Source organism: Sandarakinorhabdus sp. (genome assembly GCF_040398645.1).
GTDB lineage: Bacteria > Pseudomonadota > Alphaproteobacteria > Sphingomonadales > Sphingomonadaceae > Sandarakinorhabdus.
The window spans coordinates 32,046-42,569 of record NZ_JBBATR010000007.1 but is presented as its reverse complement, the minus strand read 5'-3'; the positions used below and the strand labels follow the sequence as shown (position 1 = coordinate 42,569).

The 10,524-nt window shown below is 63.4% G+C and carries 10 protein-coding genes and 1 pseudogene; 4 read left to right on the top strand and 7 right to left on the bottom strand.

Features of this window, described 5'->3' with window-relative positions; translation table 11 throughout:
• Window positions 1–260 (bottom strand): annotated as a pseudogene (locus ABWP50_RS03035) (M61 family metallopeptidase); the annotation flags it as partial.
• Between the two features lie 81 nt (window positions 261–341).
• Here ABWP50_RS03035 and hisS point away from each other — a divergent pair.
• From hisS to prmC, 3 genes are read left to right on the top strand one after another with little or no spacing between them, the layout of a single operon-like run.
• The gene (gene hisS, locus ABWP50_RS03030) at window positions 342–1,610 is read left to right on the top strand and encodes a histidine--tRNA ligase (RefSeq protein WP_353216511.1); all 1,269 of its coding nucleotides are present in this window, start codon (window positions 342–344) and stop codon (window positions 1,608–1,610) included.
• A complete protein-coding gene (gene prfA, locus ABWP50_RS03025) occupies window positions 1,607–2,668 on the top strand; it encodes a peptide chain release factor 1 (RefSeq protein ID WP_353216510.1) in 1,062 nt (353 codons plus the stop codon). Before hisS ends, prfA begins: the two co-directional genes overlap by 4 nt.
• Window positions 2,665–3,495 (top strand): peptide chain release factor N(5)-glutamine methyltransferase, encoded by an 831-nt coding sequence (gene prmC / locus ABWP50_RS03020; RefSeq protein WP_353216509.1) that lies wholly within the window; start codon window positions 2,665–2,667, stop codon window positions 3,493–3,495. The genes prfA and prmC overlap by 4 nt, the downstream gene beginning before the upstream one ends.
• A 3-nt stretch (window positions 3,496–3,498) precedes the next feature.
• On the opposite strand, the gene mazG is transcribed toward prmC, so the two are convergent.
• Both mazG and ABWP50_RS03010 read right to left on the bottom strand, forming a co-directional pair.
• Window positions 3,499–4,290, bottom strand: a complete 792-nt coding sequence (gene mazG / locus ABWP50_RS03015; protein WP_353216508.1) for a nucleoside triphosphate pyrophosphohydrolase — start codon at window positions 4,288–4,290, stop codon at window positions 3,499–3,501.
• On the bottom strand, window positions 4,287–5,243 hold the full coding sequence (locus ABWP50_RS03010; RefSeq protein ID WP_353216507.1) for an alpha/beta hydrolase: 957 nt from the start codon (window positions 5,241–5,243) through the stop codon (window positions 4,287–4,289). Before ABWP50_RS03010 ends, mazG begins: the two co-directional genes overlap by 4 nt.
• A 195-nt stretch (window positions 5,244–5,438) precedes the next feature.
• On the opposite strand from ABWP50_RS03010, the gene ABWP50_RS03005 reads away from it, so the two are divergent.
• Window positions 5,439–6,491 (top strand): YeiH family protein, encoded by a 1,053-nt coding sequence (locus tag ABWP50_RS03005; RefSeq protein WP_353216506.1) that lies wholly within the window; start codon window positions 5,439–5,441, stop codon window positions 6,489–6,491.
• 5 nt (window positions 6,492–6,496) lie between these two features.
• Here the strand turns inward: ABWP50_RS03005 and ABWP50_RS03000 are convergent, their stop codons facing one another.
• Genes ABWP50_RS03000 through metG form a run of 4 tightly spaced genes read right to left on the bottom strand, consistent with a single transcriptional unit; the run spans window position 6,497 to window position 10,487 of the window.
• Window positions 6,497–7,279 (bottom strand): MBL fold metallo-hydrolase, encoded by a 783-nt coding sequence (locus tag ABWP50_RS03000; RefSeq protein ID WP_353216550.1) that lies wholly within the window; start codon window positions 7,277–7,279, stop codon window positions 6,497–6,499.
• 17 nt (window positions 7,280–7,296) lie between these two features.
• Window positions 7,297–8,154, bottom strand: a complete 858-nt coding sequence (gene purU / locus ABWP50_RS02995; RefSeq protein ID WP_353216505.1) for a formyltetrahydrofolate deformylase — start codon at window positions 8,152–8,154, stop codon at window positions 7,297–7,299.
• Entirely contained in the window at window positions 8,151–8,930 is a 780-nt protein-coding gene (locus ABWP50_RS02990) for a TatD family hydrolase (protein ID WP_353216504.1), read from the bottom strand. The genes purU and ABWP50_RS02990 overlap by 4 nt, the downstream gene beginning before the upstream one ends.
• A 3-nt stretch (window positions 8,931–8,933) precedes the next feature.
• Window positions 8,934–10,487, bottom strand: coding sequence for a methionine--tRNA ligase (metG, locus tag ABWP50_RS02985; RefSeq protein WP_353216503.1), 1,554 nt, complete (start codon window positions 10,485–10,487; stop codon window positions 8,934–8,936).
• Window positions 10,488–10,524: the final 37 nt, after the last annotated feature.

Here is a 10,524-nt window from a genome sequence, read left to right as displayed (position 1 = left end):
CCGGGCAGGAATTTGGGAAACAGCAGCGCCATGCGCCCGCCCCTGCCGGCAATATTGGCTGGCACCGGGATGGTCTGGCTCACCTTCAACACGCCGCGCAGCGTATCGGTGGCATCAACGGCCACACGCATCGTGCCTGGAAATTGCGTGTCGCGGGCGGCGGGCACCATATCCACGATCGGCAAGGGCTGCGGCATGGAGCGTTGCGCTGCCGCCGGGGCAGCCAGCAAGGCGATTGCAAGCGGAAGGATGATGCGCATTTTCTGTGGTTAGCGCAGGCTTTGACGATGGGGAAGGGGGCAGCGATTGCACCGCCGCGCGCTGTCGCTTATGCCTGCAAAATGAGCAACGCACCGCAGAAACCACGGGGAACGCAGGATATGATCGGGGACGGCGCCGCCCGTTTCGATTCCGTGATTGCCGCGTTCAATCGGGTGCGGCTGCTGTATGGCTTTGGCCGGGTGGAAGTGCCGGTGTTCGAAAGCAGCGCCGTGTTTGCGCGCTCCTTGGGCGAGACCACCGATGTCGTTTCCAAGGAAATGTATGAATTTGAAGATCGCGGCGGCGATGCCATGTGTTTGCGGCCGGAATTCACCGCCGGCATCGCGCGGGCCTTCATTGAAAATGGCTGGCAACAATTGGCGCCGCTGAAGCTGGCGACGTGGGGGCCATTGTTTCGGTATGAACGCCCGCAAAAGGGTCGGTTTCGGCAATTTCACCAGCTGGATGCCGAAATATTGGGCGCGGCTGAACCGGCCGCGGACGTGGAGGTCATCGCGCTGGGCCAGCACTTGCTGGAAGAGCTGGGCGTGGCAGACCGCGTAGTGCTGACGCTGAACAGCATGGGCGATCCGAACACGCGCAGCGCCTGGAGCGCAGCGGTGGCGGCGCATTTTGCCGCCCATCGCGATGATCTGAGCGAGGATAGCCAGCGCCGGCTGGACAGCAATCCGCTGCGTATCCTCGACAGCAAGGATGAAGGCGATGCTGCGCTAGTGGCGCTCGCACCGCAGATCGATGATTTTTTCACATTGGAAGCCGGCGCGTTTTTCGAGAGTTTGCAGAAGGGTTTGCAGGCCAGCGGCATCGCCTGGACGCGCAATGCCAGGCTGGTGCGCGGGCTGGATTATTACCGGCACAGCGTGTTTGAATTCGTCACCGAAAGCCTGGGCGCGCAAGGCACTGTGCTTGGCGGCGGGCGCTATGATGGCCTCATTGGTCACATGGGCGGGCCGGACACGCCGGCGGTGGGCTGGGCGGCGGGCGTCGAACGGCTGGCGATGCTGGTTGCGGAGCCCGCGATGCCGCATGTGCAAGTGGCCGTCGTCGCCGTTGGGGACGACGCCGGGCAGGCGGCGCTGGGCCTGCTGAGCGGGCTGCGCAAGGCCGGCATTGCTGCCGAGCAGAACTGGCGCGGCAATCTGAAGAAAAAGATGGAACGTGCTGGAAAGTCAGGCGCAGCGCTGGCCGTGCTGATCGGCGCAGATGAAGTGGCGGCCGGCATCGTGACCGTGCGCGATCTGGGCAGCGGTGAGCAAATCCCGGTGGCAAATCACGAGGCGGTGGCTGCCATTGTCACGCGGCTGGCCGGGGGCGGCCTGAAAGGATGATGCTGCCACTTGAGCGCATCGCCCAGATCGAGCGCCGCCACGGCCAATTGGCCAACGACATGGGCAATCCGGCGCTGTCTCCAGATCAATTCGTCGCTTTGTCAAAGGATTATGCCGAACTCACCCCGCTGGTGGCGGCGGCGGCGGCGTGGCGGGCTTTGCTGGCCGAAGCGCAGCAACTTCGCGCGATCCCGGCCAGTGACGAGATGCACGGCATCGCGCAGGAGGAACTGGCCAGCATCAGCGCGCGCTTGCCGGCTGCCGAGCGCGCGCTGGCGTTGCAATTGCTGCCGCGCGATGCCGCGGACGAACGCTCCGCCGTGCTGGAAATCCGCGCTGGCACCGGCGGCGATGAAGCGGCGCTGTTTGCCGGAGATCTTGCGCGTATGTATGAACGTTATGCGGCAAACCATGGCTGGAAATGGGAAATATTATCCGGCAGTGCCTCTGATCTGGGCGGTTTCAAGGAAATCATTGCCAGCGTGGCCGGCGCTGGCGTGTTCGCCCGGCTGAAATTTGAAAGCGGCGTGCACCGCGTGCAGCGGGTGCCGGCCACCGAGGCGGGCGGGCGCATCCACACCAGCGCCGCCACCGTGGCCGTGCTGCCCGAGGCCGGTGACGTTGATATTGCCATCGATGACAAGGATTTGCGCATCGATGTCTATCGCGCGTCAGGCGCCGGCGGCCAGCATGTCAACACCACCGACAGCGCGGTGCGCATCACCCATATCCCCAGCGGCGTGGTGGTGGCGGTGCAGGACGAACGCAGCCAGCACAAGAACAAGGCGCGGGCGATGAAATTGCTGCGCACCCGCTTGTTCGATGCCGAACGCGAACGCCTGGCCAGCACCAGATCAGCCGACCGCAAGGCGATGGTGGGCAGCGGCGACCGATCGGAGCGCATCCGCACCTATAATTTCCCGCAAGGCCGCGTGACCGACCACCGCATCAACCTGACCCTGCACCGCCTGCCGGAAATCATGGCCGGCGCGCTGGACGATGTGGTGACCGCGCTGATTGCCGAGGATGAGGCGGCACGGTTGGCCTCCCTGGCGTGAAAGCACGGATTGTCGATCTGCTGAATGCGGCGGCTGCGCGCATGGGCGGTGACACGCCGCGCCTGGATGCCGAAGTGCTGCTGGCGTATGCACGGGGCTGCACACGCGGCGATCTGTTGCTCAATCCAGACCGCAGCATTGACCCACAAGCTTATGAAACCATAGTTGATCGCCGCGCTGCGGGGGAACCGGTCGCCCATATCACCGGCCGCCGCGAATTCTGGTCGCTGGATCTGCTGGTCACGCCAGATGTGCTGATTCCGCGCCCCGACAGCGAAACCCTGATCGACACGGCGCTGCGTCTGTGCACCCGGCCGCCGGCGCGCATTCTCGATCTCGGCACCGGTTCGGGCGCGCTGCTGCTGGCGGCGCTCAGCGAATGGCCGTCTGCAACCGGGCTGGGCATCGATGCCAGTGCCGCGGCGCTGGTGGTGGCGCAGCAAAATGCGCAGCGCACCGGGCTTGATGCGCGCGCCGAATTTCGCTTCGGCAATTGGGCGGACGCGCTGGCGGAACGCTTCGATCTGATCCTGTGCAACCCGCCCTATATCGGCAACGATGAGGCCATGTCAGATGAAGTGCGCCGCCATGAGCCGGCCAGCGCCTTGTTTGCCGGCGCCGATGGCCTCGATGATTACCGCCGCATCCTGCCGCAATTGGCGGGTGTGATGGCAACCGACGGGCTGGCTGTACTGGAAATCGGCCACAGCCAGGGTGTAGCGATCATGGCGATGGCTGCTGATGCTGGCTTTGCTGTTTCGTTGCACAAGGATCTGGCCGGGCGTGACCGCTGTGCCGCGCTGCGTGCGCAGCCAAACGCGCGCTGACCATCAGGCTTCGCCGCGCTCTGCCGCTTTCACCCGCTGCCAATATACTTCCTGTTCATCCAGCGAAAGCGCGGCAAAGCCCGGCCCGGCCAGCGCCTCCATCGCCTTGAAACGCCGCTCGAATTTGGCATTGCCGGCCCGCAGCGCGGTTTCGGGATCGATGCCGTGGCGGCGCGCCAGATTGGCCACCACAAACAGCACATCGCCCATTTCCTCGGCGCGGTGCGCGTCGGTTTGGGCGGCTGCAAATTCGGCAAGCTCCTCGTCCAGCTTGGCGCGCACGCCGGCCGTATCATGCCATTCAAACCCGACCCGCGCGGCCCGGGCCTGCAATTTTTCGGCGCGCATCAAGGCGGGCAGGGCAGTGGCCACCCCGTCAAGGGCTGATGGCTGCGCATGCAGTTGCCCGGCAGCGGCGCGTTCGGCGGCCTTTATGCGTTCCCATTCATCTTTCTGTGCGGCTGCATCAGCGGCGCGGGTGCCATCGCCAAAGATATGGGGATGGCGCCGTTCCATTTTTTCACACAGCGCAGTCACCACATCGTTCAAGGCGAAGTGCCCGGCTTCTTCAGCGAGGCGGCTGTGAAACACCACCTGAAACAGCAGATCGCCCAGCTCCTTCTTCAGTTCGGCCATGTCACGCGCGGCGATTGCTTCGGCCACTTCATAGGCTTCTTCAATGGTGTACGGCGCGATGGTATCGAAATCCTGGGCCAGATCCCACGGGCAGCCCGTGTGCGGATCACGCAGCCGGGCCATGATACCGGCCAAGCGATCAAGGGACAGCGCGCTCACAGGCCATCCACAAAGGCTGACAAGGCGGCGTTGGTGGCTGCGGCGGCTTCCTGTTGCACCCAATGGCCAGCACCTTCGATCAGGGTGGTGCCGCGAAAATCCGCGCAGCCAGCACCGGCGGTGGCATAGAGATCCATGCCCGGCGCAAAATACCGCACCGGATCGCGCGTGCCGGCAATGAAGGCGGCGGGCTGGGCAATGCGCTGCCCGCGCAGACTTTCTGCTTCAGCAAAATCAATGTCTTGCGCCCGGTAGCGATTGAGCGGCCCGCGCCAGCCGCCGGCCGCAAACGCCGCCTGATACACCGCCAGGTCGTGCGGCGGCAGCCACGCCGGGTGCGGATCGGGCAGGGCGACCCCTTCCAGCAGCGTCGCATCCGGCCCCTTGCGGCCAAAACCCGGATATTCGGTATCACCCGAGAGCGCATGATAGATTTTCAGCAGCGCATCCGGATCGGCCGCTAGCTCGGCTTCGGCCACACCCTCGGCCATGAAATAAAATTGGTAGAAGAATTTGCCCGCGTGTAGCTGGCGCATCACATCCAGAAAGCGCAGCTCACCCCAGGGCGAAAACGGCACGCTCAGTCCGGCCACTGCCGCCACATGCTCAGGGTAGCGCAGGGCGGTGTTCCACACGATGGGAGCGCCCCAATCATGGCCAAACAGGATGGCCCGGCCGCCGAGCGCCGCGATCACGGCGGCGACATCCGATGCCAGCGCCGCCAAGGTGTAATCTGCGACGGGCTGCGGCTTGCTGCTGCCGCCATAGCCGCGCACATCCATGGCGGCGATCCGGCGCCGAGCGCCTGCAAAATGCGCGATCTGGTGCCGCCAGCTGTGCGCCAGTTCGGGCCAGCCATGCACACACAGGATGGGCAGTTCGTCGCTGTTGTCCGGGCCAGCAACCAACACGTTGAGCGCGACGCCGCCGTTGTTGACCGTGATGGTTCGCATCTTGTGTGTCCGCCAGTTGCCCGGCAGCAGGTAGACAAGCGCGCGCTATGCTTGGCAAGCCGAAAAGGGCCGTGGTGGCAGGCAATAGGCCACCTTCGTCGGCATGACGTGATGTTGATAATATATATTATGTTTAATTTTATGCCTTCACAAGCGCTACTTGGCGAAGCCCCGGCTTGGGCTTAACCAAGGCCGATGGACGTTTCGCCGCCACCACTCCCGCAAGCTGCCGATCTGTACGGCGATATCGAACGCACGCGCGCGGCGGGCTGGCGCGATTATGTGCCGGGTTTGCTGGTTGCGCTGCTGGCCACGTTGGCGGCCGCCAGCCTGGCGGATCGTTACGGCGCACCGCTCACACTGCTGGCGCTATTGGTTGGCCTCGCCATGAACTTTCTGTCGGCGGATCAACGCTTGACGCCCGGCCTGGCGCTGGCCAGCCGCGAGCTGCTGCGCTGGGCGATTGTGCTGGTTGGCGCGCGCATCACGCTGGCGCAGATCATGGCGCTTGGCCCATTGTCCTTGTTTGCTGTGGTGGTGATCGTGGCATTGACCATCGCGGCGGGCGTTCTCGCGGCCCGCATTTTGCGGCTCGGCGCGGCCTTTGGCACCTTGTCGGGCGGCGCTGTCGCCATCTGCGGCGCTTCGGCGGCCATGGCGATCTCTGCCACCTTGTCGGACCGGCGGGTGCGCCAATCGGAATTGACTCTGGTGCTGGTTGGCACATCCGCCATGAGCAGCGCGGCGCTGGTGCTGTATCCGGCAATTTGCGAGCTTTTCAAGCTGAGTGATGTGCAGGCCGGTTTCGTGCTTGGTGCATCAATTCACGATGTTGCTCAGACACTTGGGGCTGGTTATGCATTTTCGCCGGCAGCCGGCGAAACGGCAACCATCGTCAAGCTGGCGCGGGTGGCGCTGTTGGCGCCGGCGCTGGCGCTGGTGGCACTGGCCTTTCCGGCGCCGCTGAAAATCAGCGGCGGGAAACGGGCGGCGCCGCTGCTGCCATGGTTCGTGCTGGGCTTTTTCGTGGTGGCCGGTGCCAATTCAACGGGCTTTATTCCAGCGGCGGTGACCGGTTTTGCATCAGATGTGTCCGGCTGGATGCTGGCCGTGTCCGTGGCCGCCACCGCCATCCGTTCGCCCTTGGCGGAAATCATGCGGTCCGGGCCCAAACCGTTGCTGGTCGGCGCGGCGGCCAGCCTGGTCAGCCTGTCGGCGGCCTTGGGCTTTGCGGTGCTGGCGCTGTAGGCGCTTCAGGCCAGATCGATGACCTGGCCATCAAAGGCCGGCGCCACACCGGCCGGCAATTCGGCGCACAGCGTGTCATAATCCATCGATTGGTCCATGTGGGTGGTGAGCGCCCTGCCCGGCTGCCAACGCGCGATCCAGCCCAGTGTCTGCGACAAATGGCTGTGGGTGCTATGGCCTTCGCGGCGCAAGGCATCCACAACCCACAGATCCAGGCCGGTTAGCGCGGCATCGGCACGATCATCAAAGCCATTAACATCAGTGGAATAGGCAAAGCTCTTGCCGCCATGATCGAAGCGCACGCCGGTCGATTCAATATCGCCGTGCAACTGTGCAAATGGCGTTATCTTCAGATCGCCCAGCATGAACGGCCCGGAGAGCGGATGCGCGCGGCAGGTAGCCGGATAGAGATCAGCGCCTTCAAATATATAGCGAAAACGGCTCATCAGCACCGCAAAGGTTTCCGGGCTGGCATAAACATCCACCTGCCGCCGCATCGCATGAAAAATCTGGCGCAGATCGTCGATGCCGTGGACATGATCGGCGTGGTCATGCGTGAGGATCACAGCGTCGAGATACGCGACCCGGGCCGACAGCATTTGTTCGCGAAAATCCGGCCCACAATCGATCAGCACGCGCTGCCCGGCGGCTTCCACCAGCACCGAAACCCGGCGGCGGCGATTTTTCGGGTTGGTCGGATCGCAGACGCCCCAGTTGCCGGCGCCATCTGGGCCGCCAAGGCGCGGCACCCCCGATGAGGTGCCGCAGCCCAGGATGGTGATGCGCATTGCAGGGCCGTTGACACTCATGGGCGGAACACGATGGTGCGCTGGCCATTGGGCAACACCCGCCGCTGCGCCGCCCAGGTCACGGCGCGTGCCAGCACCTGCGCTTCGAGATCGCGGCCCATGGCGGCCATGGCATCGGCGGTGTGGCCGTGGTCCACCCGCTCGGCCATTTGTTCGATGATCGGGCCCTCGTCCAGATCGCCCGTCACATAATGGGCGGTCGCGCCGATCAATTTCACGCCGCGGGCATGGGCCTGATGATAGGGGCGCGCGCCCTTGAAGCTGGGCAGGAAACTGTGATGAATATTGATGCAGCGGCCCGAAAGCGCCCGGCACGCCTGATCGGACAGCACCTGCATATAGCGGGCGAGCACGACCAGATCGATGCGATGATCCTCGACCAGTTGCAGCAAGCGGCTTTCCTGGCCGGCCTTGTCACCATTGATGATCGGCAGATGATGAAAGGGGATGCCGTGAAAGCCGGCCAGCGGCGCCAGATCGGCATGATTGGAGATGATGAGCGGAATGTCGATCGGCAGGCTGCCGATGCGCCAGCGGTGCAGCAAGTCGTTCAGGCAGTGCCCACCCTTGGACACGGCAATCATCACGCGCAGGCGTTCATCGGTTGAAGCCAAATCCCATTCAAGATCATAGCGTTCGGCGATAGACTTGAAATCCGATTTCAATTCGGATTGCGGCGGAAACGCTGGCCCGGCGCCCTGAAAGGCCAGCCGCATGAAGAACCGCCCGCTTTCAAGATCGGCATATTGCTGGGATTCGATGATGAAGCCGTCGTTTGCCGCCAGCCACGATGTGACAGCGGCCACGATGCCGATCCTGTCCTGGGCCGAAACGGTCAGGATGAAGTGGCTCATGCCAACGCCGCAGCCTTGGCGAACAGGCGGTGGAAATTTTCCGTGGTTTTCGCCGCCAGGGCCGCTTCGCTATCCCCGCGCAGCTGCGCCACAAAGCGTGCCGTGTGGGCAACAAACGCCGGCTCACAGGTTTTGCCGCGCATTGGCACCGGGGCCAGATAGGGCGAATCTGTTTCAACCAGCAGACGATCGGCTGGAATGGTCGCTGCGGTTGCCTGCAGGTCGCGGGCGTTCTTGAAGGTGACAATTCCTGACAAGGAAATGTAAAGTCCCAGCGCAAGTGCTTCATCTGCAAAGGCCTGGCTGGCGGTGAAGCAGTGGATTACCCCGGTCAGCGTCCCCTGCCCGGGCTCCTTCAGTAGCGCCAGCGTATCGGCTTCGGCATCGCGGGTGTGCACGATGATCGGCAGGCCAGCGGTGCGGGCGGCGACAATGTGGCTGCGAAAGCTTTGCTGTTGGCGTTCCCGATCGGATTTGTCGTAAAAATAATCGAGGCCGGTTTCGCCGATGGCAACCACGCGCGGATGCTGCGCCGCTGCGATCAGCGTGGCCGCATCGGTAGCGGGATGGCTATCCGCTTCGTGGGGATGGATGCCCACACTCGCCCACACGCCGCTATGGGCATCGGCCAGGGCAATCACACCGTCCCACTCATTCTGACGGCAGGAAATTGCCAAAAAGCCGCCGACACCCGCCGCACGCGCCCGCGCCAGCACGCCGGGCACATCCTCACCCAGGCTGGCGTAATTGAGGTGACAATGGCTGTCGATCAGCATGGATCAGCCATCCAGAGTCAGGCGCGGAAACACACCTGCGGGCGCTGGCAGTGCGGTTTCTGCAGGAACTTGTGCATCAAAGCCACTGAAATCACGTGCATCTGCATCAACGCCCAATTGATCAAGCAACGCGGCGCAGCTTGCCGGCATGAATGGCTGCGCCAGAATGACGATGCGCCGCGTGGCATCCAGCGTGGCGGCCAGCACCTGCGCCATGCGCGCCGTATCGGTCTTGGCCAGCACCCACGGCGCATTTTCGGCAAAATAGCCGTTGGCCGCTGCCACCATCGTCATCACCGCATCCAACGCCTTGTGCAGCGCCAGCGCGTTCATGGCCGCAAAATAGGCTTCACTGCCAGTCTTGAACGCCTGCTGCAGCCGGGCTTCGCTCTCCCCCGGTTTGGCGGCGGGTGTTGGCATGATGCCGCCCAGATTTTTGGCCACCATCGACAGGCTGCGCTGCGCCAGATTGCCGATGCCGTTGGCGAGATCGGCATTGGTGCGTTCCACAATGGCGTCGTCGCTGTAGCTGCCGTCTTCGCCAAACGCGACTTCGCGGCACAGGAACCAGCGCAGGCGGTCAACGCCAAAACGTTCCAACATCTCGGCGGGATCAACGAAATTGCCCAGCGACTTCGACAATTTCTCACCGCGGTTGAGCAGGAAGCCATGGCCAAACACTGTCTTGGGCAGCGCAATGCCAGCCGACATCAGGAAGGCTGGCCAATAGACCGTGTGGAAACGCACGACATCCTTGCCAACAACATGCAGTTGGGCCGGCCACCATTCGCCATCGAGGCCGCCAGCTCCTGTCAGGTAATTGGCCAGCGCATCGAGCCAGACATACATGACATGCGGATTTTCAGCAGGATTGGCTGCTTCACCCGGCACCGGGATACCCCAGGAAAAACTGGTGCGGCTGACCGACAAATCCGAAAGTCCGCCGGCAACAAAGCTGCGCATCTCGTTGAAACGACTGGTCGGCTGAATGAAATCGGGCTGCGTGTCGTACAGCGCCAGCAGCCGATCCTGATAGGCGGAGAGGCGGAAGAACCAGCTTTCCTCAACCGTCCATTCCACCGGCGTGCCCTGAGGTGACAGGTGCAGTTTGGCGCCGGAAGCGTCGGTGGCCTCAACCAGTTCGCTCTGGTCGTAAAAGGCCTCGTCGCGCACCGAGTACCAGCCTTCGTAGCGGCCGAGATAGAGGTCGCCATTGGCGGCCATGCGTTGCCAAAGTGCCTGAACCAGCGCCTTGTGATCGGCGTCTGTCGTGCGAATGAAGCGATCGAAGCTGATGCCCAGCGCTGCTTCCAGTTCCTGGAATGGCGCTACCATTTCATCGACATAGGCTTTTGGCGGCTTGCCGGCGGCGCGGGCGGCCCGATCGATCTTGAGGCCATGCTCGTCGGTGCCGGTCAGGAAGCGCACCGCATGGCCATCGAGCCGTTTGTACCGCGCGATCACATCGGTGGCGATCATTTCATAGGCGTGGCCCATGTGCGGCCGGCCATTCGGGTAAAAAATGGCCGTGGTGATATAGAAGCGGGGACGGATCATGCTGCGCTGCAATGAGGCAAAGTGGCAACAGATTCAA

Bases quoted from the DNA above. Each gene is read 5' to 3' on its own strand.
- ABWP50_RS03010 (WP_353216507.1), bottom strand. From the start codon at position 5,243: ATGCGAACCATCACGGTCAACAACGGCGGCGTCGCGCTCAACGTGTTG.
- metG (WP_353216503.1), bottom strand. From the start codon at position 10,487: ATGATCCGTCCCCGCTTCTATATCACCACGGCCATTTTTTACCCGAAT.
- ABWP50_RS03005 (WP_353216506.1), top strand. From the start codon at position 5,439: ATGGACGTTTCGCCGCCACCACTCCCGCAAGCTGCCGATCTGTACGGC.
- hisS (WP_353216511.1), top strand. From the start codon at position 342: ATGAGCAACGCACCGCAGAAACCACGGGGAACGCAGGATATGATCGGG.
- ABWP50_RS02990 (WP_353216504.1), bottom strand. From the start codon at position 8,930: ATGCTGATCGACAGCCATTGTCACCTCAATTACGCCAGCCTGGGTGAG.
- prfA (WP_353216510.1), top strand. From the start codon at position 1,607: ATGATGCTGCCACTTGAGCGCATCGCCCAGATCGAGCGCCGCCACGGC.
- purU (WP_353216505.1), bottom strand. From the start codon at position 8,154: ATGAGCCACTTCATCCTGACCGTTTCGGCCCAGGACAGGATCGGCATC.
- ABWP50_RS03000 (WP_353216550.1), bottom strand. From the start codon at position 7,279: ATGCGCATCACCATCCTGGGCTGCGGCACCTCATCGGGGGTGCCGCGC.